The sequence below is a fragment of the uncultured Selenomonas sp. genome, from assembly GCA_905372355.1.
Lineage (GTDB): Bacteria > Bacillota > Negativicutes > Selenomonadales > Selenomonadaceae > Selenomonas.
In genome coordinates, this window is record CAJPOT010000005.1 from 158,266 (window position 1) to 181,501 (window position 23,236).

Annotated in this window: 38 protein-coding genes and 1 CRISPR repeat array; all 38 genes read left to right on the top strand. The window is 56.9% G+C overall.

The features are described from left to right. The first annotated feature begins 321 nt into the window (after nucleotides 1-321). Nucleotides 322-1,212: a CRISPR direct-repeat array (repeat unit 36 nt; unit sequence ATTGCATGCAATCCATACCGCTTGCGGTATTGAAAC). A gap of 84 nt (nucleotides 1,213-1,296) precedes the next feature. The 38 genes from QZ177_RS04900 to QZ177_RS05085 all read left to right on the top strand — a co-directional run bounded on the left by QZ177_RS04900 (nucleotide 1,297) and on the right by QZ177_RS05085 (nucleotide 23,227). Continuing rightward, nucleotides 1,297-1,431 carry a hypothetical protein gene (locus tag QZ177_RS04900; RefSeq protein WP_009645144.1) on the top strand — a complete coding sequence of 45 codons (135 nt, stop codon included), beginning with the start codon at nucleotides 1,297-1,299 and terminating at the stop codon, nucleotides 1,429-1,431. 472 nt (nucleotides 1,432-1,903) lie between these two features. Next, complete coding sequence (locus tag QZ177_RS04905; RefSeq protein WP_009645066.1) at nucleotides 1,904-2,164, top strand: ribosomal L7Ae/L30e/S12e/Gadd45 family protein; 261 nt, start codon at nucleotides 1,904-1,906, stop codon at nucleotides 2,162-2,164. Nucleotides 2,165-2,425: 261 nt separating this feature from the next. Next, the gene (rpsL, locus tag QZ177_RS04910) at nucleotides 2,426-2,803 is read left to right on the top strand and encodes a 30S ribosomal protein S12 (protein ID WP_006191709.1); all 378 of its coding nucleotides are present in this window, start codon (nucleotides 2,426-2,428) and stop codon (nucleotides 2,801-2,803) included. A 42-nt stretch (nucleotides 2,804-2,845) separates the two neighbouring features. Continuing rightward, nucleotides 2,846-3,316: a 30S ribosomal protein S7 gene (rpsG, locus tag QZ177_RS04915; protein WP_006191712.1), complete on the top strand. Its 471-nt coding sequence runs from the start codon at nucleotides 2,846-2,848 to the stop codon at nucleotides 3,314-3,316. Between the two features lie 39 nt (nucleotides 3,317-3,355). Then, nucleotides 3,356-5,434, top strand: a complete 2,079-nt coding sequence (gene fusA, locus QZ177_RS04920) for an elongation factor G (RefSeq protein ID WP_009645153.1) — start codon at nucleotides 3,356-3,358, stop codon at nucleotides 5,432-5,434. Between the two features lie 19 nt (nucleotides 5,435-5,453). After that, the gene (gene tuf / locus QZ177_RS04925) at nucleotides 5,454-6,641 is read left to right on the top strand and encodes an elongation factor Tu (RefSeq protein WP_009645155.1); all 1,188 of its coding nucleotides are present in this window, start codon (nucleotides 5,454-5,456) and stop codon (nucleotides 6,639-6,641) included. Between the two features lie 172 nt (nucleotides 6,642-6,813). Further along, the gene (gene rpsJ, locus QZ177_RS04930) at nucleotides 6,814-7,167 is read left to right on the top strand and encodes a 30S ribosomal protein S10 (protein ID WP_006191717.1); all 354 of its coding nucleotides are present in this window, start codon (nucleotides 6,814-6,816) and stop codon (nucleotides 7,165-7,167) included. A gap of 15 nt (nucleotides 7,168-7,182) precedes the next feature. Continuing rightward, nucleotides 7,183-7,842: a 50S ribosomal protein L3 gene (gene rplC, locus QZ177_RS04935; RefSeq protein ID WP_006191718.1), complete on the top strand. Its 660-nt coding sequence runs from the start codon at nucleotides 7,183-7,185 to the stop codon at nucleotides 7,840-7,842. Nucleotides 7,843-7,865: 23 nt separating this feature from the next. Further along, on the top strand, nucleotides 7,866-8,489 hold the full coding sequence (gene rplD / locus QZ177_RS04940; protein ID WP_006191719.1) for a 50S ribosomal protein L4: 624 nt from the start codon (nucleotides 7,866-7,868) through the stop codon (nucleotides 8,487-8,489). Next, nucleotides 8,489-8,770 carry a 50S ribosomal protein L23 gene (gene rplW / locus QZ177_RS04945; protein ID WP_009645115.1) on the top strand — a complete coding sequence of 94 codons (282 nt, stop codon included), beginning with the start codon at nucleotides 8,489-8,491 and terminating at the stop codon, nucleotides 8,768-8,770. Before rplD ends, rplW begins: the two co-directional genes overlap by 1 nt. A 25-nt stretch (nucleotides 8,771-8,795) precedes the next feature. Beyond that, complete coding sequence (gene rplB, locus QZ177_RS04950) at nucleotides 8,796-9,620, top strand: 50S ribosomal protein L2 (protein WP_009645099.1); 825 nt, start codon at nucleotides 8,796-8,798, stop codon at nucleotides 9,618-9,620. A 49-nt stretch (nucleotides 9,621-9,669) separates the two neighbouring features. Next, nucleotides 9,670-9,951, top strand: coding sequence for a 30S ribosomal protein S19 (gene rpsS, locus QZ177_RS04955; protein ID WP_009645084.1), 282 nt, complete (start codon nucleotides 9,670-9,672; stop codon nucleotides 9,949-9,951). A 23-nt stretch (nucleotides 9,952-9,974) separates the two neighbouring features. Continuing rightward, the gene (gene rplV, locus QZ177_RS04960) at nucleotides 9,975-10,307 is read left to right on the top strand and encodes a 50S ribosomal protein L22 (RefSeq protein WP_009645138.1); all 333 of its coding nucleotides are present in this window, start codon (nucleotides 9,975-9,977) and stop codon (nucleotides 10,305-10,307) included. 16 nt (nucleotides 10,308-10,323) lie between these two features. Next, nucleotides 10,324-10,995 (top strand): 30S ribosomal protein S3, encoded by a 672-nt coding sequence (gene rpsC / locus QZ177_RS04965; protein WP_006191728.1) that lies wholly within the window; start codon nucleotides 10,324-10,326, stop codon nucleotides 10,993-10,995. Then, the gene (gene rplP, locus QZ177_RS04970) at nucleotides 10,995-11,444 is read left to right on the top strand and encodes a 50S ribosomal protein L16 (RefSeq protein WP_009645139.1); all 450 of its coding nucleotides are present in this window, start codon (nucleotides 10,995-10,997) and stop codon (nucleotides 11,442-11,444) included. Before rpsC ends, rplP begins: the two co-directional genes overlap by 1 nt. Continuing rightward, nucleotides 11,434-11,646, top strand: coding sequence for a 50S ribosomal protein L29 (gene rpmC, locus QZ177_RS04975; RefSeq protein ID WP_006191731.1), 213 nt, complete (start codon nucleotides 11,434-11,436; stop codon nucleotides 11,644-11,646). The genes rplP and rpmC overlap by 11 nt, the downstream gene beginning before the upstream one ends. A 28-nt stretch (nucleotides 11,647-11,674) precedes the next feature. Next, nucleotides 11,675-11,932, top strand: a complete 258-nt coding sequence (rpsQ, locus tag QZ177_RS04980) for a 30S ribosomal protein S17 (RefSeq protein ID WP_006191734.1) — start codon at nucleotides 11,675-11,677, stop codon at nucleotides 11,930-11,932. 33 nt (nucleotides 11,933-11,965) lie between these two features. Then, nucleotides 11,966-12,334: a 50S ribosomal protein L14 gene (gene rplN, locus QZ177_RS04985; protein WP_009645106.1), complete on the top strand. Its 369-nt coding sequence runs from the start codon at nucleotides 11,966-11,968 to the stop codon at nucleotides 12,332-12,334. A 14-nt stretch (nucleotides 12,335-12,348) separates the two neighbouring features. Continuing rightward, nucleotides 12,349-12,681: a 50S ribosomal protein L24 gene (gene rplX, locus QZ177_RS04990; protein WP_009645091.1), complete on the top strand. Its 333-nt coding sequence runs from the start codon at nucleotides 12,349-12,351 to the stop codon at nucleotides 12,679-12,681. 21 nt (nucleotides 12,682-12,702) lie between these two features. Next, complete coding sequence (gene rplE, locus QZ177_RS04995; protein WP_009645131.1) at nucleotides 12,703-13,242, top strand: 50S ribosomal protein L5; 540 nt, start codon at nucleotides 12,703-12,705, stop codon at nucleotides 13,240-13,242. A 17-nt stretch (nucleotides 13,243-13,259) separates the two neighbouring features. Continuing rightward, on the top strand, nucleotides 13,260-13,445 hold the full coding sequence (locus QZ177_RS05000) for a type Z 30S ribosomal protein S14 (protein ID WP_009645105.1): 186 nt from the start codon (nucleotides 13,260-13,262) through the stop codon (nucleotides 13,443-13,445). Between the two features lie 35 nt (nucleotides 13,446-13,480). Next, the gene (rpsH, locus tag QZ177_RS05005) at nucleotides 13,481-13,879 is read left to right on the top strand and encodes a 30S ribosomal protein S8 (protein WP_009645148.1); all 399 of its coding nucleotides are present in this window, start codon (nucleotides 13,481-13,483) and stop codon (nucleotides 13,877-13,879) included. 18 nt (nucleotides 13,880-13,897) lie between these two features. After that, nucleotides 13,898-14,449 carry a 50S ribosomal protein L6 gene (gene rplF / locus QZ177_RS05010; protein ID WP_294175712.1) on the top strand — a complete coding sequence of 184 codons (552 nt, stop codon included), beginning with the start codon at nucleotides 13,898-13,900 and terminating at the stop codon, nucleotides 14,447-14,449. A gap of 28 nt (nucleotides 14,450-14,477) precedes the next feature. Further along, on the top strand, nucleotides 14,478-14,837 hold the full coding sequence (gene rplR, locus QZ177_RS05015) for a 50S ribosomal protein L18 (RefSeq protein ID WP_009645159.1): 360 nt from the start codon (nucleotides 14,478-14,480) through the stop codon (nucleotides 14,835-14,837). Nucleotides 14,838-14,865: 28 nt separating this feature from the next. Beyond that, nucleotides 14,866-15,387: a 30S ribosomal protein S5 gene (gene rpsE / locus QZ177_RS05020; RefSeq protein ID WP_174261623.1), complete on the top strand. Its 522-nt coding sequence runs from the start codon at nucleotides 14,866-14,868 to the stop codon at nucleotides 15,385-15,387. Nucleotides 15,388-15,399: 12 nt separating this feature from the next. After that, entirely contained in the window at nucleotides 15,400-15,579 is a 180-nt protein-coding gene (rpmD, locus tag QZ177_RS05025; protein WP_006191760.1) for a 50S ribosomal protein L30, read from the top strand. Between the two features lie 25 nt (nucleotides 15,580-15,604). Further along, nucleotides 15,605-16,045, top strand: a complete 441-nt coding sequence (gene rplO / locus QZ177_RS05030) for a 50S ribosomal protein L15 (protein WP_009645157.1) — start codon at nucleotides 15,605-15,607, stop codon at nucleotides 16,043-16,045. Next, complete coding sequence (gene secY, locus QZ177_RS05035; protein ID WP_009645098.1) at nucleotides 16,046-17,302, top strand: preprotein translocase subunit SecY; 1,257 nt, start codon at nucleotides 16,046-16,048, stop codon at nucleotides 17,300-17,302. A gap of 13 nt (nucleotides 17,303-17,315) precedes the next feature. Beyond that, on the top strand, nucleotides 17,316-17,960 hold the full coding sequence (locus tag QZ177_RS05040; RefSeq protein WP_009645085.1) for an adenylate kinase: 645 nt from the start codon (nucleotides 17,316-17,318) through the stop codon (nucleotides 17,958-17,960). A 172-nt stretch (nucleotides 17,961-18,132) separates the two neighbouring features. Next, complete coding sequence (gene infA / locus QZ177_RS05045) at nucleotides 18,133-18,351, top strand: translation initiation factor IF-1 (protein ID WP_009645081.1); 219 nt, start codon at nucleotides 18,133-18,135, stop codon at nucleotides 18,349-18,351. 44 nt (nucleotides 18,352-18,395) lie between these two features. After that, entirely contained in the window at nucleotides 18,396-18,509 is a 114-nt protein-coding gene (rpmJ, locus tag QZ177_RS05050) for a 50S ribosomal protein L36 (RefSeq protein ID WP_005842139.1), read from the top strand. A gap of 14 nt (nucleotides 18,510-18,523) precedes the next feature. Continuing rightward, complete coding sequence (gene rpsM / locus QZ177_RS05055) at nucleotides 18,524-18,898, top strand: 30S ribosomal protein S13 (protein ID WP_006191768.1); 375 nt, start codon at nucleotides 18,524-18,526, stop codon at nucleotides 18,896-18,898. Nucleotides 18,899-18,914: 16 nt separating this feature from the next. Continuing rightward, entirely contained in the window at nucleotides 18,915-19,307 is a 393-nt protein-coding gene (rpsK, locus tag QZ177_RS05060; RefSeq protein WP_006191770.1) for a 30S ribosomal protein S11, read from the top strand. An 18-nt stretch (nucleotides 19,308-19,325) separates the two neighbouring features. Further along, entirely contained in the window at nucleotides 19,326-19,919 is a 594-nt protein-coding gene (gene rpsD, locus QZ177_RS05065) for a 30S ribosomal protein S4 (RefSeq protein WP_009645113.1), read from the top strand. A 62-nt stretch (nucleotides 19,920-19,981) separates the two neighbouring features. After that, the gene (locus QZ177_RS05070) at nucleotides 19,982-20,941 is read left to right on the top strand and encodes a DNA-directed RNA polymerase subunit alpha (RefSeq protein WP_009645117.1); all 960 of its coding nucleotides are present in this window, start codon (nucleotides 19,982-19,984) and stop codon (nucleotides 20,939-20,941) included. A gap of 14 nt (nucleotides 20,942-20,955) precedes the next feature. Then, a complete protein-coding gene (gene rplQ, locus QZ177_RS05075; RefSeq protein WP_265071163.1) occupies nucleotides 20,956-21,294 on the top strand; it encodes a 50S ribosomal protein L17 in 339 nt (112 codons plus the stop codon). A gap of 173 nt (nucleotides 21,295-21,467) precedes the next feature. Further along, nucleotides 21,468-22,412: a nickel ABC transporter permease gene (gene nikB / locus QZ177_RS05080; protein ID WP_294175718.1), complete on the top strand. Its 945-nt coding sequence runs from the start codon at nucleotides 21,468-21,470 to the stop codon at nucleotides 22,410-22,412. Next, on the top strand, nucleotides 22,409-23,227 hold the full coding sequence (locus QZ177_RS05085; RefSeq protein ID WP_294175720.1) for an ABC transporter permease: 819 nt from the start codon (nucleotides 22,409-22,411) through the stop codon (nucleotides 23,225-23,227). Before nikB ends, QZ177_RS05085 begins: the two co-directional genes overlap by 4 nt. Nucleotides 23,228-23,236 lie beyond the last annotated feature (9 nt).

Genomic DNA, 23,236 nt, shown 5'->3' on the forward strand with positions numbered 1-23,236 from the left:
CGGCAGCAAAAGCGGGAACGCTCTCTATGAGTCTTCCCGCTTTTGCCGTTTGCGGAGGAAGGAATTTCTTAGGCCATTGACAGCATTTCAATTTCATGCTATACTTCGTTACAGTGAAGTCCGAGATTTGCGAAAAGATTCCATGAGTTTTAGATTTTTTTCGTGGACAAAAGTTTCCTTGATATAGCTGGCTTCGCACCCATTTTAAGCCACTTTTTGCGACAAAAAAATTCCCTGAGGTTTGGGGAAAAGTGCAAAAGGGAGGGCGTACTAGAAAACCACCTTTTGGGTTCACTGTTTTCAAGGGTTCTGGGAGACAGTATTGCATGCAATCCATACCGCTTGCGGTATTGAAACCGCTGAACGCTTCGGACTGAACCGTAGCGCCAAAATTGCATGCAATCCATACCGCTTGCGGTATTGAAACGCTGCATTAATATCGTTGCCTCAAGAACCGACGAGATTGCATGCAATCCATACCGCTTGCGGTATTGAAACACGATGGCGAGGTCATGAGGGGTGAGGTTGATATACACGAATTGCATGCAATCCATACCGCTTGCGGTATTGAAACCCCACAAAAAGCGATACCGAGTTATCGTTCTGCCTATTGCATGCAATCCATACCGCTTGCGGTATTGAAACGTTCCCCTCCATCTCCAAAGATCCGTCTTCGTGGGCATTGCATGCAATCCATACCGCTTGCGGTATTGAAACAGCAACTGCGCTCTCACACAGCAGTTTACGAACATATTGCATGCAATCCATACCGCTTGCGGTATTGAAACAAGTCGACGTCCGCAGGGCTGACGTTTTCCAGCAATTGCATGCAATCCATACCGCTTGCGGTATTGAAACTTCCCCTTGCGGGGCTTGTGCTCGTAGTAACGGCATTGCATGCAATCTATACCGCTTGCGGTATTGAAACTTCCCCTTGCGGGGCTTGCGCTCGTAGTAACGGCATTGCATGCAATCTATACCGCTTGCGGTATTGAAACACTTCAGTAACATCCTCAGAGAGACGAATCGTCCATCATTGCATGCAATCCATACCGCTTGCGGTATTGAAACATTACGAAGATACCCCAATGCTTGAAACACCAATTATTGCATGCAATCCATACCGCTTGCGGTATTGAAACTCCACATTGAAATCGACCCTGAAATTGAACTTGAATTGCATGCAATCCATACCGCTTGCGGTATTTTTTTTATTTTTAGCGCGTTTTTTCAAACGCGCGCTTTTTTTATGGCATAATGGAGTTGTTGGAAGATTCTTTTTGAGGAGGGATAGCAATGTGTGTTATTTATATGATGTCGAAGGATACGAAAGCAATCAAAGACCATGGCAGGCTGCTTCTTTATCGCAAGAATGAGAAGATCGCGAGTCAGCCGATTTCGCGCATTTTTAGGGAAACGCTGATAAAATGAAGTTGCCCAGATTTGCACAGATGCGCTGTGCCTATGGCGGTCAACGTCAGCCAATCATGCGGCGCACTTCGTGCTTGCATTCTTGGGACGTTTTCGCATACGAGCCGTTGCCCAATCACCTGCGTCCTTCGGACTTGGCTCTTGGACGGCTCAGCAAGGAGACAAACCGCAGGCGTAGCAGAGCTACGTCGAGGATTTGTCGACGACGAGAGGACAGCGTAGATGTGTGAAGATGGGCGGCTGAATTTATCAGTGGTTCCCTATCGTTATGGTCACGAAGCAGGCGCATATGACGATGCCGCTGGTCTATGCTCTGATGGAGGAAGGCGTCCCTATTTCTTATATGCGACACACAAGGCGCAGTGTACATGGAAACAGCGATAAAATAAAGTGTTGACATAGTTTTTCCCTTTTGTTAATATATATAGGTGCCTGACACTGAGCAGGAATCGTGCGTTGGGAGGGAAGCTGCATGACGTTGAAATCGCTGAGGGACGCGGAGCGGGTCATCGGGGTCAAGCAGGTCACGAAGGCCGTGCAGAAGAGCCGTGCGGATGCCGTTTTTTTGGCGGACGATGCGGATGAACGCGTGACGCAGCCGCTTCTCGATCTCGCGAGTGAGATCGGCGTGCAAGTCGTGCATGTCCCCACGATGCAGGAGCTTGGAAAGGCTTGCTCCATCGAGGTCGGCGCCGCTGCGGCAGCCGTACTGAAGGAAACGATGATAAAATAAAGTCCCCCAGATTTGCACAGATGCTCTGTATCTATCGAGGAGACAAACCGCAGGCGTAGCTGTGCTACGTCGAGGATTTGTCGACGACGAGAGGACAGTGCAGATGTGTGAAGATGGGTGGCTGAATTTATCAGTGGTTCCTCGAGAGCGATGCCTCAGGTCGGTAAATGCTTCGCCTGCCGCAAGGCGAGCGGCTCAAAGAGCTGCGGCGGAGTAATTATAAATAATAAATTCTCAATATGAAGGAAGGAGGTGCATCAAATGCCTACAATCAATCAGCTGGTTCGCAAGAGCCGCAAGAGCATGCAGGAGAAATCGAATGCACCGGCACTGAAGAATTGCCCGCAGAAGCGCGGCGTCTGCACGAGGGTTTACACGACGACCCCGAAGAAGCCGAACTCGGCTCTCCGCAAGGTCGCCCGTGTTCGCTTGACGAACAGCATCGAGGTGACGGCATACATTCCCGGTATTGGCCATAATCTGCAGGAGCATAGCGTTGTCTTGATCCGCGGCGGCCGCGTCAAGGATCTGCCTGGTGTTCGCTACCACATCATCCGTGGTTCGCTGGATACGGCAGGTGTTCAGGATCGCGGTCAGGCGAGGTCGAAGTACGGCGCGAAGCGCGCGAAGAAGAAGTGAGACGCTTTTTCTGAGAAGAGATTATAGCCAGGAGGGGTAAGTATGCCAAGAAAAGGTGCCGTACCCAGACGTGACGTGTTGCCGGATCCGGTATACAAGTCCAAGACGGTTACAAAGTTTATCAACAAGGTGATGCTCTCGGGTAAGAAGAGCGTTGCCGAGCGCGTCGTTTACGATGCGTTTGAGACGATCCGCGCCAAGACGGGCAAGGATCCTCTGGAGGTCTTCGAGACGGCTCTGAAGAATGTCATGCCGGTTCTCGAGGTGCGCGCACGCCGTGTCGGTGGTGCGAATTATCAGGTGCCGGTTGAGGTTCGTCCCGATCGCCGCATGACGCTCGGTATTCGCTGGCTTGTGAACTACGCAAGACTGCGCGGCGAGAAGACCATGGACGAGAGGCTTTCGGGCGAGCTCATGGACGCAGCGAACAATACGGGCGCGGCGATCAAGAAAAAAGAAGATACGCATAAGATGGCTGAGGCTAATAAGGCATTCGCTCATTATCGTTGGTAATCCCAAGCAGTATCTCAACTAGTTAAGGAGCGATAATAAGTGGCAAGAGAGTTTTCTCTGGAAAAAACTCGCAATATCGGCATCATGGCTCACATCGATGCCGGAAAGACAACGACGACAGAGCGTATCCTCTTCTATACGGGCATTACACATAAGATCGGTGAGGTTCATGATGGCGCTGCCACGATGGACTGGATGGCACAGGAGCAGGAGCGCGGCATTACGATCACGTCGGCTGCGACGACCTGCCATTGGAAGAATCATCGCATCAACATCATTGATACGCCCGGTCACGTTGACTTCACAGTCGAGGTGGAGCGCTCGCTGCGCGTTCTCGATGGCGCTGTTGCCGTCCTGACGGCCAGAGGCGGCGTCGAGCCTCAGACGGAGACGGTCTGGCGTCAGGCGGAGAAGTACAATGTCCCGCGCATGGCTTATGTCAACAAGATGGACATCACGGGCGCGGACTTCTTCAACGTCATCAAGATGATGCAGGAGCGCCTGCAGGCAAATCCGGTGGCAATCCAGCTGCCGATCGGCTCGGAGGATACGTTCTCCGGCATCGTCGATCTCATCAAGATGGAAGCGATCATCTATGAGGACGACCTCGGAAAGGTCGCCGATGAGGTGGCGATTCCCGATGATATGAAGGATATGGCCGACGAGTACCGCGACAAGCTCCTCGAAGCCGTCGCCGAAGAGGATGACGACCTCATGGAGAAGTATCTCGGCGGTGAGGAAATCTCGGAAGATGAGATCCGTAAGGCCATCCGCAAGGCGACGATCGCCTGCAAGATGACGCCGGTGACGTGCGGCTCTTCGTACCGCAACCGCGGCGTACAGCCGATGCTCGATGCGATCGTCGACTTCATGCCCGCGCCGATCGACATCCCCGCGATCAAGGGTGTCAACCCTGATACGGGCGAAGAGGATCATCGCGATTCGACGGACGACGGCCCCTTTGCGGCGCTCGCGTTCAAGATCATGGCCGATCCTTACGTCGGCAAGCTCGCGTTCTTCCGCGTCTACTCGGGTACGCTTTCCTCTGGCTCTTATGTCTTCAATTCGACGAAGGGCAAGAAGGAACGCATTGGCCGCATCCTGCAGATGCACGCGAATCACCGTGCCGAGTTGGATACGGTCTACAGCGGCGACATCGCTGCTGCCGTCGGCTTGAAGGACACGACGACGGGCGACACGCTGTGCGACGAGTCGAAGCCGATCATTCTTGAGTCGATGGAGTTCCCTGACCCGGTCATCTCGGTCGCGGTCGAGCCGAAGACGAAGAACGATCAGGAGAAGATGGGCATCGCCCTGCAGAAACTGGCGGAAGAAGATCCGACGTTCCGTGTGCGCACGGATCAGGAGACGGGTCAGACGATCATCTCGGGCATGGGCGAACTTCATTTGGAAATCATCGTCGACCGCATGCTGCGCGAATTCAAGGTCGACTGCAACGTCGGCAATCCGCAGGTTGCGTACCGCGAGACGATCCGCAAGTCCGCGAAGGCGGAAGGCAAGTTCGTCCGTCAGTCGGGCGGTCATGGTCAGTATGGCCATTGCTGGCTCGAGCTCACGCCGCAGGAGCCGGGTGAAGGCTTCACATTCGAGAACAAGATCGTCGGCGGCGTCATTCCGAAGGAGTTCATCAACCCGATCGAGAACGGCGTGCGCGAGGCTATGGACAACGGTGTCATCGCGGGCTATCCGATGGTCGACGTCAAGGTCACGGTCTACGACGGTTCGTACCACGAGGTCGACTCTTCGGAAATGGCGTTCAAGATCGCCGGCTCGATGGCGTTTAGAAACGGCGCTGAGAAGGCGAATCCGGTGCTCCTTGAGCCTTATGTAAAGGTCGAGGTCATTGTGCCGGAAGAGTATATGGGCGATGTCATGGGCGACATCAATTCACGCCGTGGCCGCATCGAGGGCATGGAAGCGAGAAACGGCGCTCAGGTCATCAATGCGTTCGTTCCGCTGTCCGAGATGTTCGGATATTCGACGGATCTGCGCTCCAAGACACAGGGTCGAGGGAACTACTCCATGGAAGTTTCTTACTATGATGAAGTTCCTAAGAATATAGCCGAGGCTATCATCGCCAAGAACAAGGGCGAGTAACGAGGGAGGAAAAAACAATATGGCAAAGCAGAAGTTTGAGAGAACCAAGCCGCATGTCAACATCGGTACGATCGGCCACGTCGATCACGGCAAGACGACGCTGACGGCAGCAATCACGAAGGTTCTGTCCAAGAAGGGCATGGCGCAGTTCGAGGACTACGCGGACATCGACAAGGCTCCGGAGGAGAGGGAGCGCGGCATCACGATCAACACGGCGCACGTCGAGTACGAGACGGACAAGCGTCATTACGCGCACGTCGATTGCCCGGGCCACGCCGACTACGTCAAGAACATGATCACGGGCGCTGCTCAGATGGACGGCGCGATCCTCGTCGTCAGCGCCGCCGACGGCCCGATGCCGCAGACGCGCGAACACATTCTCTTGGCTCGCCAGGTCGGCGTTCCGGCGATCGTCGTCTTCCTCAACAAGGTTGACCAGGTTGATGATCCTGAGCTTCTTGAGCTTGTCGAGATGGAAGTCCGCGACCTCCTCACGGCTTATGAGTTCCCCGGCGACGATATTCCGGTCATTGCAGGTTCTGCGCTCAAGGCTCTTGAGGACGATGCGGAGCAGGAGAAGAAGATTCTCGAACTCATGGATGCTGTCGATGAGTACATTCCGACGCCGACGCGCGATACGGAGAAGCCCTTCCTCATGCCGGTTGAGGACGTCTTCACGATCACGGGCCGCGGCACGGTCGCAACGGGCCGCGTCGAGCGCGGTGAGCTGAAGCTCAACGATACGGTTGAGATCGTCGGTCTCGAAGATAAGACGAAGCAGACGGTTGTTACGGGCATCGAGATGTTCCGCAAGATGCTCGACACGGCTGTCGCCGGCGACAACATCGGCGCTCTCTTGCGCGGTGTCGATCGCAAGGACATCGTCCGCGGCCAGGTTCTCGCGAAGCCCGGCTCGATCAACCCGCACACGAAGTTCAAGGCTCAGGTCTACGTCCTCAAGAAGGAAGAGGGCGGTCGTCATACGCCGTTCTTCACGAACTATCGTCCTCAGTTCTACTTCCGCACGACGGACGTCACGGGCGTTGTCCGCCTGCCCGAGGGCACGGAGATGGTCATGCCTGGCGATAATGTCGAGATGGAAGTTGAGCTCATCACGCCGATCGCCATCGAGAAGGGCCTGCGCTTCGCGATCCGCGAGGGCGGCCATACGGTCGGCGCCGGCCGCGTGACGGAGATCGAGGGCTAAGACGCTAATTCCATAAAGGCTTTTGTAAGGGCTGCGGTCTCGCAGCCCTTTATAAAGGCCTTGTGTATTTATCTCATTTCCGGAATCACTGACAAGTTCAGCGCTTCCTTATTGCTCCCATGCGATGACGCGGCAGATGGCTCGGCAGAGCCGAGGGAACTGCTGCGGAGAAATGTTTGGGCCATGGAGTCCGGACGACAAGGAGGAAAAAACATTGTCGAAACAGCAGAAAATCCGTATTCGTTTGAAGGCCTACGATCACAAGGCTCTCGACCAGAGCGCGGTTAAGATTGTCGATACCGCGAAGAGGACGGGTGCTCGTGTGTCGGGTCCGATTCCGCTCCCCACGGAGAAGAACATCTACACGATCCTGCGCTCCCCGCACGTCAACAAGGATTCGCGCGAGCAGTTCGAGATGCGCACGCACAAGCGCCTCATCGACATCCTCGATCCTTCCAACAAGACGGTGGACGCACTGATGCGCCTTGACCTGCCGGCCGGGGTGGACATCGAGATCAAGCTGTAAGGGGAGGTGGAATTTATGTCGAAAGCTATTTTGGGAAGAAAACTTGGCATGACGCAGATCTTTACGGAAGAGGGCACTGTCGTCCCTGTCACGGTCGTCGAGTCAGGCAACAATGTTGTCATCATGAACAAGACCGTGGAGAACGACGGCTACAACGCTGTCCAGATCGGCTTCGGCGAAGTCAAGGAGAAGAGGGTCACGAAGCCTCTGAAAGGTCACTTCGCCAAGGCGGGAGTCGCGCCTGTGCGCTTCATCCGCGAGATGCGTCTTACTGATGCTTCGGAATATAACGTCGGTGACACCATCGGCGTTGACATATTTGCTGCCGGCGACCTCGTCGATGTGACGGGCACCTCGAAGGGTAAAGGTTTCGCTGGTACGATCAAGCGCCACAACTTCGCGCGCGGCCCCATGGGGCACGGTTCGAAGTCGCACAGAGAACCCGGCTCGACGGGCGCGATGATCAGCGGTCATGGCGGCCGCGTCTTGAAGGGTAAGAAGCTTCCTGGCCAGATGGGTCATGCGAGGGTCACGGTGCAGCGTCTTTCCGTCGTCCGTGTGGACGCGGAGCGCAACCTCATCCTCATCAAGGGCGCAATCCCGGGCCCGAAGAAGGGTCTTGTCGTGGTTCGTGCCACGGTCAAGCCGGACAAGCCGAAAAAGGCGGAAAAATAATCTGGAAGGAGGATTGCTAACTTATGCCAAAAGTAGCAGTTTATAATAGCGCAAACCAGCAGGTTGGCGATATCGAATTGAATGACAGCGTCTTCGGCGTGGAGATGAATGCCGGTCTCGTGCATCAGGCCGTCGTCATGCAGCTCGCATCGCGCCGTCTCGGCACGCATGCGACGAAGACGCGCGGCCTCGTGAGGGGCGGCGGAAGGAAGCCGTGGAGACAGAAGGGCACGGGTCGTGCGAGAAGCGGCTCGACACGCTCGCCGCTGTGGGTCGGCGGCGGCACGGTCTTCGGCCCGCAGCCGCGCTCGTATGCTTTCCGCATGCCGAAGAAGCAGCGCCGCCTCGCGATCAAGTGCGCGCTCTCGGACAAGGTGGCGAGCGGTGATTTCATCGTCCTCGACGACCTTCAGTTCGATGCCCCGAAGACGAAGAGCGTCGTCAAGATGCTCGGCGATTTCGGTGTCGATGCGAAGAGCCTTATCATCACGCTCGATGAGAACGAGAACGTCGAGCTTTCTTCGCGCAACATCCCCGGCGTCAAGGCGATCAACACGATGGGCCTCAACGTCTACGACATCCTGAACCACACGAAGCTCTTCATCACGAAGGCTGCGATAGAAAAGATTGAGGAGGTGCTCGCATAATGGACGCACGCGATATCCTCATCCGCCCGCTGATCACAGAGAAAAGCACCCAGCTCATGGAGGAAGGCAAGTATGTCTTCGTCGTCGCCAAGAAAGCGAACAAGATCGAGATCGCCAAGGCGGTCGCTGAGGTCTTCAACGTGAAGGTCGCAAACGTGAACACGGTCAACGTCAGCGGCAAGATGAAGCGCATGGGTCGCTTCGTCGGCAAGCGCTCGGACTACAAGAAGGCGATTGTGAAGCTCGCTCCGGGCGAGACGATCGAGTTCTTCCAGGCATAAAATCGAGCAAAGGAGGTAAAAAGAAGTGGCAATCAAAAGTTTCAAACCTTATTCCGCAGGCCGCAGGTTCATGACGGTCGCGTCGTTTGACGAAATTACGACGGACAAGCCGGAAAAATCCCTCGTCGAGAGCCTCAAGAGTCATGGCGGACGCAATCAGCAGGGCCGCATGACGGTTCGCCATCAGGGCGGCGGTCACAAGCGCCGCTACCGCATCATCGACTTCAAGCGCACGAAGGACGGCATCCCCGCCCGCGTCGCGACGATCGAGTACGATCCGAACCGCAGCGCACGCATCGCTCTTCTGAACTACGCGGACGGCGAGAAGCGCTACATCCTCGCACCGAACGGCCTCAAGGTCGGCGACAAGGTGGAGTCGGGCGCAGAGGCTGACATCAAGGTCGGCAACGCGCTTCCCATCAAGAACATTCCTGTCGGCACGATGATCCACAACATCGAGCTGAAGATCGGCAAGGGCGCACAGCTCGCAAGAAGCGCCGGCAGCGCCGTGCAGCTCATGGCGAAGGAGAACGACTACGCGCTCCTGCGTCTTCCCTCGGGCGAGCTTCGCAAGGTGCACATCAACTGCCGCGCGACGATCGGCCAGGTCGGCAACCTCGAGCATGAGAATATCACGATCGGTAAGGCGGGGCGCAACCGCTGGCTCGGCAAGCGTCCGGAGAACCGCGGCGTAGCGATGAACCCGAATGACCATCCGCACGGCGGCGGCGAGGGGCGCAGCCCGGTCGGCCGCAAGCATCCGGTCACGAAGTGGGGCAAGTGCGCGATGGGCGCCAAGACGCGCCGCAAGAAGGCGTCGGACAAGCTCATCGTGCGTGGCCGCAAGTAATTCGTGGGGGAAGGCAGCTCAGGCTGCCTGAGCGGAAGGAGGATATATTTTGTCGAGATCAGTCAAGAAGGGGCCTTTCGTACAAGAAAGTCTCGTGAAGAAAATTGACGCGCTCAATGCGGCGAACGACAAGAAGGTCGTGAAGACGTGGTCGAGGAGTTCCACGATCCTGCCGGATTTCGTGGGTCACACGATCGCCGTGCACGACGGCCGCAAGCACGTTCCTGTATATGTGACGGAAGATATGGTCGGACACAAGCTCGGAGAGTTCGCTCCGACGCGCACGTTCAAAGGCCATGCCGGCGAAGAGCGCAAGACTTCGCTGAGATAAGAGCGAAAGGAGGCATTTCCCCTTTGGAAGCAAAAGCTACAGCCAAGTATGTACGGATTGCGCCGCGCAAGGTGCGTGTCGTCATGGATCTCATCCGTGGCAAGAACATCGCCGAAGCTTTCGCAATCTTGAAGTTCACGCCGAAAATCGGTGCGGACGTCATAGAGAAGGTATTGAAATCCGCCGTTTCCAATGCCGAGAACAACTTCGACATGAATGTCGACAAGCTCTACATCAAGACGGCTTATGTCGATCAGGGCCCGACACTCAAGCGCATCCACCCGCGTTCTCGTGGGCAGGCGTTCAAGATTTTGAAGCGCACGTCCCACGTTACCGTCGCCGTGGAAGAAAGATGAGGAGGAGGGAAAAGGTTTGGGTCAGAAAGTAAATCCGAACGGCATCCGCATCGGCATCGTCAAGGATTGGGATGCAAAATGGTACGCAGATAAGGACTTTGCAGACAACCTGCATGAAGATATCAAGATCCGCAAGTATTTGAAAGATAGCCTCGGCGCTGCCGGCGTCTCGAAGATCGAGACGGAGCGCTCGAAGAACCGTCTGAAGCTCACGATCCATACGGCGAAGCCCGGCATGGTCATCGGCCGCGGCGGCTCGGGCATCGAGCAGATCAAGGAAGGCCTCAAGGGCAAGACGGAAAAGACGGTCGACATCAACATCTCCGAGATTCGTCAGCCTGATCTCGACGCGACGCTTGTCGCCGAGAACATCGCGCAGCAGCTTGAGCGCCGCATCGCGTTCCGCCGTGCCATGAAGCAGTCGGTCGGCCGTACGATGCGCCTCGGCGCCAAGGGCATCAAGGTCAAGGTTTCGGGTCGTTTGGGCGGCGCGGAAATCGCTCGAAGCGAGGCGTATCGCGAGGGCAGCATTCCGCTGCACACGCTGCGAGCCGACATCGACTACGGCACGGCGGAAGCCCGCACGACGTACGGACGCATCGGCGTCAAGGTCTGGATCTTCAAGGGCGAAATCCTTCCAGAGAAGAAGCAGTCCAAGAGGGCTGCCGCTGAAGGGAGCGAAGCTTAATGTTATTACCGAAGAGAGTCAAATACCGCAAGCAGTTTCGCGGACGCATGAAGGGCAAGGCACATCGCGGCAACACGGTCAGCCACGGTGAGTTCGGCCTTGTGGCTCTGGAGCCGGCTTGGATCACGAATCGTCAGATCGAAGCCGCCCGTATCGCCATGACGCGCTACATCAAGCGCGGCGGCAAGGTCTGGATCAAGATTTTCCCCGACAAGCCGGTCACGGCGAAGCCGGCCGAGACCCGCATGGGCAGCGGCAAGGGCTCGCCCGAGTACTGGGTGTGCGTCGTCAAGCCCGGTCGTGTGCTCTTCGAGATGGACGGCGTGTCGAAGGAAGTCGCCATGGAGGCCATGCGCCTTGCAGGCCACAAGCTGCCGATCCGCACGAAGTTCGTCACGCGCGAGGAGTCACTGAAAGCAGCAGAGGGCGGTGAAGTAAATGAAGGTTAATGAGATACGCGACTTGAATGCCGGGGAGCTTGTTGAAAAGCTCGCTTCGCTCAAACAGGAGCTGTTTAACCTCCGTTTCCAGCACGCTACCGGCCAGCTGGAGAATCCGATGCGTATCAAGGAAGTCAAGAAGTCGATCGCGCGCGTCAAGACGGTGCAGCGCGAACTTGAGAATCAGGACGTTTGCTTGGCGAAGAATTGATTGATATGCAGAGGAAGGAGGCTCTTTGATGAGCGAGAGAAATGAACGCAAGACGAGAGTCGGCAAGGTCGTAAGCGACAAGATGGACAAGACCGTCGTCGTCGCCGTTGTCGACATTGAGCAGCACAAGCTCTATAAGAAGGCCGTCAAGAAGACGGTGAAGTTCCAGGCGCACGACGAGAACAACGAGGCGCATGTCGGCGATACGGTGGCTCTGATGGAGACCCGCCCGCTCTCGAAGCACAAGCGCTGGAGAGTCGTGAAAATCGTCGAGAGGGCGAAATAATTTCGCCACGATCTCGAAAGGGAGGTTCATACATTGATTCAACAGCAGACCATGCTGAATGTTGGCGACAATACGGGCGCGAAAGAGATCATGTGCATCCGCGTGCTTGGCGGTTCGTACCGCAAGTATGCCAACATCGGTGATGTTATCGTGGCTGCCGTCAAGGCAGCGGCCCCCGGCGGCACGGTCAAGAAGGGCGATGTCGTCAAGGCTGTCGTCGTTCGAAGCGTCAAGGGCATCCGTCGTCGGGACGGCTCTTACATCCGCTTTGACGAGAACGCCGCCGTGCTCATCAAGGAAGACAAGACGCCGAGAGGAACCCGTATTTTTGGCCCCGTGGCCAGGGAGCTGCGCGAGAAGGATTTCATGAAGATCGTTTCCTTGGCTCCTGAAGTTCTTTGATAGGAGGCGCTATTTTGTCACAGGTGAAACTGCACGTAAAGAAAGGCGACACGGTCGTCGTCCTCGCAGGCAAGGACAAGGGCAAAGAGGGCAAGATCGTCGAGGCTCTGCCGAAGAAGGGCAAGGTCGTCGTCGAGGGCGTGAACAAGGTGAAGCGCCACACGAAGCCGAGCCAGAAGTACCCGCAGGGCGGCATCATCCAGAAGGAAGCCCCTCTGAACGCCTGCAAGGTCATGCTCGTATGCCCGGCCTGCAAGAAGGCAACGCGCACGGGCAAGAAGGAAGTCAACGGCAAGATGGTTCGCGCCTGCAAGAAGTGCGGCGAAGTCATCGACCAGACGAAATAATTGAGGAAGGAGGAGCACGGTTTGGATAGATTACAGGAAAAGTACAAGAACGAAGTTGTGCCTGAGCTCACGAAGAAGTTCGGCTACAAGAACATCATGCAGCTTCCGAAGATCGAGAAGGTCATCATCAACATGGGCGTCGGCGAAGCCGTCGGCAATCCCAAGGCTCTTGACTCTGCGGTCAACGATCTGACGATCATTGCGGGACAGAAGCCCATCCTGACGCGCGCGAAGAAGTCGCTTGCCGCCTGGAAGCTTAGGGAAGGCATGCCGATCGGCACGAAGGTCACGTTGCGCGGCACGCGCATGTACCAGTTCCTCGACAAGTTCATCAACGTCGCCCTGCCGCGCGTCCGCGACTTCCGCGGCGTGAGCAGCACGGCTTTTGACGGCCGCGGCAATTATGCGGTCGGTCTCAAGGAGCAGCTCATCTTCCCCGAGATTGAGTACGACAAGATTGACAAGCTGCGCGGCATGAACATCGTCATCGTCACGACAGCAGAAAAAGACGAAGAGGCGCGCGAGCTCTTGAAGCTCATGGGCATGCCCTTCAAGGCTTGAAGAAGGAGGTATGAACTGTGGCTAAGAAATCGATGATCGAAAAGTGGAGCCAGCAGCCGAAGTTCAAGGTGCGCCAGCACAACCGCTGCAAGATCTGCGGTCGTCCGCATGGCTACATGAGGAAGTTCGACATGTGCCGCATCTGCTTCCGCGAGCAGAGCTACAACGGCGCCATTCCCGGCGTGACGAAAGCCAGCTGGTAAACTACGAAACGTATGAAAGGGAGGATATCGGTTCCATGGTAATGACTGATCCTATTGCAGATATGCTGACGCGCGTTCGCAACGCGAACTCCGTCTACCACTCCAAGGTGGAGATTCCCGCCTCCAAGATCAAGAAGGCAATTGCCGAGGTCTTGAAGGAAGAGGGCTTCATCAAGGATTACACCTTCACGGCAGACTCGAAGCAGGGCATGCTGACGGTTTTTCTCAAGTATGGCCCCGCACGCGAGAAGGTCATCACGGGCATCAAGCGCATCTCGAAGCCCGGTCTTCGCGCTTATGCGAAGCACGATGAACTGCCGCGCGTCCTCGGCGGACTCGGCATCGCCATCATCTCCACGTCGAAGGGGATCATGAGTGACAAGGAAGCCCGCAAGGCCGGCCTTGGCGGCGAAGTCGTCGCCTATGTCTGGTAAACGTCTGGAGGTGAAAAGATGTCGAGAATTGGCAGAGCACCGATTGAGATTCCCGCTGGCGTAACCGTCAAGATCGAGGAAGTCAACAAGGTGACAGTAAAGGGTCCGAAGGGCGAGCTTTTCCGCGAGCTTCATCCGGACATGAAGATCGCGGTCGAGGGCAATGTCCTCACGGTCACGCGCCCGTCGGACGACAAGGAGCACCGCTCCCTGCACGGCCTTACGCGCACGCTCATCAACAACATGGTCATCGGCGTGACGGAAGGCTTCAAGAAGACGCTCGAAATCAACGGCGTCGGCTACCGTGCCTCGAAGCAGGGCAAGAATCTGAACCTTTCCTTGGGTTTTTCCCATCCCGTCATTGTCGAGCCGCCCGCAGGCATTACGCTTGACGCGCCCAGCGCGACGAGCATCGTCGTTTCGGGCATCGACAAGGAAGCTGTCGGCGCCATCGCTGCAAAGATCCGCAGCTATCGTCTGCCTGAACCGTACAAGGGCAAGGGTATCAAGTACGAGGGCGAGCACATCCGCCGCAAGGTCGGTAAGGCCGGCGCCAAGGCGAAGAAATAAGGCAGCTTAAAGGAAAGGAGTGACCATAGTGCTGATCAAGGCAGACAAGAACAAGGCAAGGCAGAAGCGCCACCTGCGCGTCCGTAACCACGTTTCGGGCACGGCAGAGCGTCCGCGCCTCAACGTATACAGAAGCCTCGCGAACATCTACGCGCAGGTGATTGACGACGAGAAGGGCGTGACGCTCGTCTCGGCAAGTTCGAAGGACAAGGGATTCTCGAACTACGGCGGCAACATCGAGGCCGCGAAGGCTGTCGGCGCTGCTGTCGCGAAGCGTGCGCTTGAAAAGGGCATCACCGAGGTTGTCTTTGACCGCGGGGGCTACATCTACCACGGTCGCGTCGCGGCGCTCGCAGAAGCAGCGCGCGAGGCAGGCCTCAAATTCTGACTTGCAAGGAGGTAAATGAATGGCTAGAATGGACAGGAACCATGACAGGGACCGGGACAGAAACAACGAGACTCCTGAATTTGAGGAGAAGGTCGTTTACATCAACCGCGTCGCCAAAGTCGTCAAGGGCGGCCGCCGTTTCTCCTTCAGTGCCCTCGTAGTCGTGGGCAACAAGAAGGGCAAGGTTGGCGCAGGCCTCGGCAAGGCGAGCGAAGTGCCCGAGGCAATACGAAAGGGCATCGAGGACGCGAAGAAGAACCTCATCGAGGTTTCCTTGAAGGATACGACGATTCCGCACGAGATGATCGGCATCTTCGGTGCAGGCCGCGTGCTCTTGAAGCCCGCCGCCAAAGGTACCGGCGTCATCGCGGGCGGCCCTGCGCGCGCCGTCTTGGAGCTTGCGGGCATTCGCGACATCCTCACGAAGTCTCTTGGCTCGTCGAATCCGAACAACATGGTTCGCGCCACGGTCAAGGGTCTCGAGCAGCTCAAGCGTGCTGAAGCGGTCGCTGAACTGCGCGGCAAGACGGTGCAGGAACTCTTAGGTTAAGGAGGAAGTTCGATGGCAAAGGTTAAAATCACTCTTACGAGGAGCCTCATCGGTCGTCCCGAGACGCAGAGAGCCACCGTTCGTTCGCTCGGACTTCGTAAGCTCAACTCGTCGGTGGAGCGTGAGATGAACGACGCATTGAAGGGGCAGATCCACAAGGTCGAACATCTCGTGAAGGTCGAGAACATATAAGAAAGAACAAGGAGGTGCAAGCAGTATGAAGTTACATGAATTGTCCCCGGCGCCTGGCTCCAAAAAGACGCGCAACCGCGTGGGGCGCGGCATCGGCAGCGGCAACGGCAAGACCGCAGGCCGCGGGCACAAGGGTCAGAATTCGAGGAGCGGCGGCGGCGTCCGCACGGGCTTCGAAGGCGGCCAGATGCCGATCTACCGCAGGCTTCCGAAGCGCGGCTTCAACAATGTGTTCCGCAAGATTTATGCGGAGGTCAACATCGAAACCTTGAACCGCTTTGAGGACGGCACTGTCGTCGATCCCGTCGCACTCGTCGAAGAGGGCATCCTGAAGAACGTCCGCGACGGCATCCGCATTCTCGGCAAGGGCGAACTCACGAAGAAGCTCACGGTTCGCGCCAACGGCTTCACGAAGTCGGCGGAAGAAAAGATCAAGGCGGCAGGCGGACAAGTCGAGGTGATCTGATTGTTTTCAGCCCTTGCGAACATCTACAAGATTCCGGAGCTAAGACAGAAGGTCATCTTCACGCTCATCATGTTCGCCGTGTTCCGGCTCGGTACGCACATTCCTGTGCCGGGCGTTGATCCGTCAGCCATTGAGCAGCTGTTTGCCACGGGCAACCTGTTCGGCCTGTTGGATCTCTTTTCCGGCGGTGCATTCAGCAAGTTTTCCATCTTTGCGATGAGCATCACGCCGTACATTAACGCGTCGATCATCATGCAGCTTCTCACGGTTGTCATTCCGACTTTGGAACAATGGTCCAAAGAAGGGCAGGAAGGGCACAAGAAAACGACGAAGGTCACACGCTACTTGACCGTAGCGCTCGCCTTTTTCCAGGCTGTCGGCATGTCGATCGGCCTGAAGCAGGCGATCTTGAATCCCAATCCCGTCTCCATTCTGATCATCGCGATCACCTTGACGGGAGGCACGATATTCCTCATGTGGATCGGCGAGCAAATCACGGCGAACGGCGTCGGAAACGGCATATCGCTTATCATCTTTGCCGGTATCGTCGCAGCATTGCCGAAGAATCTCGGCACGATCTACAGTTATTTGCAGGCGGGGACGATCAGCTATTTCAACGCATTCGTCTTTGCCGTCATCGCTCTCTTGATGATCGTGTTCGTCATTTACATCCAAGAGGGCAACCGCAGAGTCCCGATTTCCTACGCGAAACGGGTCGTCGGAAAAAAGACGTATGGCGGAAGTTCCAGCCATATCCCGCTGAAGGTCAATCATGCGGGAGTCATCCCAATCATCTTTGCGTCATCCGTGCTGATGTTTCCAGTAACCGTCGCCCAGTTTATTGAAGTTCCCTGGGTGACCACACTCGCCGGTTATTTTGCGTGGGGCACACCGCTGCAGACAAGCATCTACGCGCTGCTCATCATCTTCTTCACGTACTTTTATACCGCGGTTACTGTAAAGATATCGGATATGGCAGAGAACCTGAAAAAATACGGTGGCTTCATCCCGGGCATACGTCCGGGCAAGCCGACGGAAGAATATCTCGATACTGTCATGACGCGCATCACGCTGGCAGGCGCGTTCTTCCTGGCATTCATCGCAGTGCTGCCGAACCTCGTCGCGGGCGCGACCCACATCGAGGGTGTGTACTTCGGCGGCACGGCACTGCTCATCGTCGTCGGGGTTGCGCTGAACACGATGAAGCAGATCGAATCCATGGTGGTCATGCGCCATTACCAAGGTTTCATGAAATAGGAGGAGTCCTTTGATGCATATCCTGTTAATGGGTCCGCCGGGCGCCGGCAAAGGCACGCAGGCGGCCAATCTCGTGAAAGAATTCGGCATTCCGCACATCTCAACGGGCGACATGTTCCGCGCCGCCGTGAAGGAGGGGACGGAGCTTGGGCTACAGGCGAAGGCCTGCATGGACGCCGGCAAGCTCGTGCCGGACGAGGTCACGATTGGCATCGTAAAGGAGCGGCTCGCGAAGCCTGACTGCAAGAAGGGCTTCATCCTCGATGGTTTTCCGCGCACGGTGGAGCAGGCGGATGCTCTTACGGGCATCCTCAAAGAGCTGGGGCTATCCCTCACCGCAGCCCTCAACATCACGGTGCCGGCAGCGGACCTCATCGAGCGTGCTGTCGGACGCCGCATCTGCAAATCCTGCGGCGCGACGTACCATGTGAAGTTCAACCCGCCCCAGAAGGCGGGGGTTTGTGACACATGCGCGGGCGACCTCTACCAGCGTGCAGATGACAGCGAGGAGACGATGAAGAATCGCCTCTCCGTTTACGAGGCGCAGACGAAGCCCTTGATCGCCTACTACGAGAAGGCAGGCGTCTACAAGGAGATCGACGGCAGACAGGCCATTGACGATGTCAAGGCCGCCATGCTCGCCGCCTTGAAGGACTGAGCTGCGTGTCCGAGAGCCACCGAACGATAAAGACGCGAGAGCGTCACGGCGGGCGCGGGTTTGGCGTCCGAGAAAATACGATGTTGGGCATGGGCAATTCCCGATGCGGAACGCTCCTTTCACGGAAGATGGACAGCTTTCGCCCAACCCAATTTCAGAGAGGGAGAAGCTCATGTCAAAACAAGATGTAATCGAAGTTGAGGGCAAAGTGCTGGAAGCGCTGCCCAACGCGATGTTTCAAGTCGAGCTGGAAAACGGTCACGTCGTCCTGGCGCACGTCTCGGGGAAGATCCGTATGAATTTCATCCGCATCCTTCCCGGCGACAAGGTCACGATTGAGCTTACGCCTTACGACCTGACGCGCGGCCGCATCACCTATCGTTTTAAGTAGACGCGGCCGCTATTCGGCAGGCAGCGCAGAAGGAGGCAAAGTCAATGAAAGTCAAGCCGTCCGTCAAACGGATTTGCGAAAAATGCAAGATCATCAAGCGCAAGGGACGCGTCATGGTCATTTGCGAAAACCCGAAGCATAAGCAGAGACAAGGTTAAGGAGGTGCTTTTCTATGGCACGTATCGCCGGTGTGGATTTACCGCGTGACAAGAGAATCGAGATTGCTTTGACATATATCTATGGGATCGGCCTGACGACCTCTCAGAAGCTTCTGAAGCTGGCAGGCGTCAACCCCGACACGCGCACGCGCGACTTGACGGAAGACGAAGTCGTGAAACTGCGCGACGTCATCGACAAGGAAGCGATCGTCGAGGGCGATCTTCGCCGTGAGCGTCAGATGGCGATCAAGCGTCTCGTCGATATCGGCTGCTACCGCGGTCGTCGTCACCGCCTGGGACTTCCCGTGCGCGGACAGAACACGAAGAACAACGCCCGCACGAGGAAAGGTCCCCGCAAGGCCATCGCAGGCAAGAAGAAGGACAAATAAAAGGGAGGGTCATTGAGTGGCAGTAAAGAAAACGACGCGGACGAAGAAAAAAGACCGCAAGAACATTGAATATGGCGTTGCGCATATCAGCTCCACCTTCAACAACACGATCGTCACGCTGACGGACAAGAGCGGCAATGCCCTCTCGTGGGCGAGCGCGGGCGGCCTCGGCTTCCGCGGCTCCAGAAAGAGCACGCCGTTCGCTGCACAGATGGCGGCGGAAGTCGCGGCGAAGGCCGCGATGGAGCATGGCTTGAAGCAGGTCGAGGTCTATGTCAAGGGCCCCGGCGCCGGCCGTGAAGCCGCAATCCGCTCCCTGCAGGCGACGGGTCTTGAAGTCAACATGATCAAGGACGTCACCCCGATTCCGCACAACGGCTGCCGTCCGCCGAAGCGCAGAAGAGTTTGATGGAGGTGCAGAAGAAATATGGCTATTGATAGATCCGCAACCCTCAAGCGGTGCCGTTCGCTCGGCATTGAGCCGGGCATGGTCGGCATCAGCCGCCAGTCCAAGCGTCAGCCGCGCCGCCAGGCCCGCAAGGTCAGCGAGTATGGCATGCAGCTCAAGGAAAAGCAGAAAGCGAAGTTCATCTACGGCGTTTTGGAAAAGCAGTTCCGCAAGTACTATGAAAAGGCGAAGACGATGCCGGGCGTCACGGGTGAGAACCTCCTCGGTCTCCTGGAGCGTCGCATCGACAACGTCGTATACCGCCTCGGTCTCGCGCAGACGCGCCGTCAGGCTCGCCAGCTCGTGACGCACGGTCACATCCGTGTCAACGGCAAGCGCCTCGATATTCCGTCCGCGCTCGTTCGTGCCGAAGATGAGATCACGATCGATGAGAAGAGCCGCTCGAATGCGTTCTTCAAGGCGCTCGCCGAGAACTACAAGCCTCTGAACCTTCCCGCATGGCTCACTGCCGACGGTGCGAAGCTCAGCGGTACGGTCACGCGCTATCCGAGCCGCGATGAGATCGACGTCCCCGTCAACGAGCAGGCGATCGTCGAGCTGTACTCCAGATAATCTCTTGCCGGTATTTTCAATATGATTGACTGCATGAGAACAATGGAGGAGGGTTATCCCAGATGATCGAGATCGAAAAGCCAAAGATCGAGATAGTGGAAATCAGCGAAGATAATCGTTATGGGAAGTTCGTCTGCGAGCCTTTGGAGCGTGGCTACGGCACGACCCTCGGCAACAGCTTGCGGCGCATCCTCTTGTCATCCCTGCCGGGCGCTGCGATCACTTCGATCCGCATCGACGGCGTACTGCACGAGTTTTCCACCATTCCGGGCGTCCGCGATGATGTGACGAACATCGTGCTGAACCTCAAGTCGCTCTGCTTCAAGATGTACAGCGAAGAGCCGCGCGTTCTTCGCCTCGATGTCAAGGGTGAGAAGGAAGTCACGGCGGCGGACATCATCACCGATCCCGACGTTGAGATCTTGAACCCCGATCTTCACATCGCGACGCTTAACGAGGACGGAGAGCTGCACATGGAAATGACCGTTGAACGCGGCAAAGGCTATGTGGCAGCGGAGAAAAATAAGAAGCCCGATCATGTCATCGGCGTCATTCCGATCGACTCCATCTTTTCCCCGATTCAGCGCGTCAACTACACCGTGCAGGACACGCGCGTGGGCAACGTCACCGACTATGACAAGCTCATCCTCGAAGTGTGGACGGATGGCTCCATCCGCCCCGAAGAGGGCGTGAGCCGCGCGGCGACTATCCTCATCTCGCACTTTAAGCTCTTCCAAAATATGGCGGGCATTCCAGAGATTGAGGAAGAGGAGGAGATTGTTCCTCCCGAGCCTGAGGAGCCGGACGCTTCCAAGGTTCTTGAGACGACGATTGACGATCTTGACCTCTCTGTTCGCTCTTTCAACTGCTTGAAGCGCGCGAACATCAATACGGTCGCAGATCTTGTCTCGAAGACGGAAGAAGACATGATGAAGGTCAGGAACCTCGGCAGGAAATCCTTGGAAGAAGTCAAGAAGAAGCTTGAAGAGTACGACTTGACATTGAAGAAAGAAGAAGAATAAGAGAGGGATAAACCATGAGCTATAGAAAATTAGGGCGTAATTCGAGTGCCCGCAAGGCACTCTTCCGCAGCATCTTGGCCTCCTTCTTCAAGCATGAGCGCATCGAGACGACGGAAGCGAAGGCGAAGGAAGTCAGAAGCCTCGCGGAAAAGCTCATCACGCTGGCAAAGCGTGGCGACCTTGCCGCCCGTCGTCAGGCGATTGCCGATATTGGCGATGAAGAAGCAGTCCGCAAGCTTTTCAGCGATATCGCTGCAAAGTATACGGAGCGTTCGGGCGGTTACACGCGCATCCTGAAGCTTGGCCCCCGTCGCGGCGATGCCGCGCCGATGGCGCTTTTGGAGCTTGTCTGAAGACCCGCTGAAAGTAAGAAAGCAAGGAACGGGAGTCTCACCTATAAGGTGGGACTCCGCATCCTTGCTTTTTTGTTATGACATGAAAGAGGCAGCTTAATCTTTTCGGGAAATTTCCTATGGAAATGTTTTGTGTAGGAAAGATGAGAGGCCTTGCGAATGGTAGAAAAATGATGAAGAATTATGTAATCGGACGATTCCTGCAGATGGTGCCGATGCTTTTGTGCATCACGTTTTTGGCGTTCGCCGCGATGCGGTTGGCGGGCGACGACGCCGTTGACTTGATGTATGAGAAGTCGGGCGGTGTGACGGAGGAGGTCAAGGCGGCGAAGCGTGCGGAGCTGGGCCTCGATCAGCCATTCCTCGTGCAGTACGGAGCATGGCTCAAGGGAGCTGTCACGGGAGATATGGGAAAATCGTATATCTCGGGCAAGCCGGTATGGGAGACGTTCATGGAAAAGCTGCCGGCGACGCTCTACTTGATGCTTGCTTCCGTCCTCATGACGCTCGCTTTCGCCTTGCCTCTCGGTATCTTGGCGGCGGTGCGGCAGAATCATTGGGTAGATGTTCTCATTCGCATCGGCACTTTTGTTGGCAACTCCCTGCCGAATTTTTTCGTGGGGCTTTTGCTCATCTATGTCTTTGCCGTGCGACTTGAGTGGCTGCCGATCTTGGCGAAGGCGGGCGATGGGCGTGCGGTCCTCCTGCCTGCGCTGACCTTGGCGATTGCCATGGGCGCGAAGTACACGCGCCAGATTCGCGCCGTGATCTTGGAGGAGCTGGCGAAGCCGTATGTCATAGGGGCGCGTGCGCGCGGTGTGAAGGAACGCACGATCCTTGTGAAAAGCGTGCTGCGCAGCTCTCTCGTGCTCATCGTCACGCTGCTCGCACTGTCGATGGGCTCTCTTCTCGGCGGCACGGCGATCGTCGAGACGATTTTCCTTTGGGACGGTGTGGGAAAAATGGCGGTCGAGGCGGTCTTGGCGCGCGACTATCCGCTTGTGCAGGCGTATGTGGCATGGATGGCGGTGATCTATGTCGTGCTGAATCTTGCAGCGGATATTTTTTACCGTCTGCTCGATCCGCGCGTCGGCTATGAAAAGGCAGGGGCATTATGACGGTGCGCAGGTATCGCCCGCTGCTGCCATACGCGGCAGCTGTGAGCGTCGTGCTCATCATCGCCGCCTGTGCGCCGCTCTTGTCGCCGCATGATCCGTATGCACAGGATTTGGAGCAGGCGCTTCTCGCGCCGAGCGCCGAGCATCTTCTGGGGACGGACCGCTACGGGCGTGATCTCTTGTCGCGCGTCCTCGTGGGCGCACAGACGACGCTCGGTTCGGCGCTGGCGCTGCTGCTCTTCGTGAGCTGCGCGGGCAGTTTGATCGGCGCGGTCTCGGGCTATCGCGGCGGGCGGCTCGACGCCTTTTTCATGCGGCTCGCCGATATGCTGCTCGCGTTTCCGCAGCTCGTCTTTGCGCTTGCAATCGCGGGTGCTTTCGGCGGCGGGCTTTTTTATGCGGCGGCGGCTCTCGCGTTTCTTGGCTGGGCGAAGTATGCACGCATCGCGCGCGGCTTGACGCTCTCTTTGTGTGCACTGCCGTACATGGAAGCAGCGCGCATGGCGGGCGGCAGTTCTCTCTCCGTGCTTCGCCATCACGTCCTGCCGAATATCGCGGGACCGATTCTCGTCACGGCGTCGCTCGACCTCGGCACGCTCACGATGGAGCTGGCGGGACTTTCGTTTCTCGGGCTCGGCGCGATGCCGCCGACGGCGGAGTGGGGTTCGATGATGAGCAGCGGGCGCAGCATGCTGCAGACGACGCCGTGGGTCATCTTAGCGCCGGGGGCGGCGCTCACTCTCACGGTGGCGGCGTTCAACCTGTTCGGCGACAAGCTGCGCGACGTGTTGGCACCGAAGGAATTAAGTAAGTAAGCGAGTAGG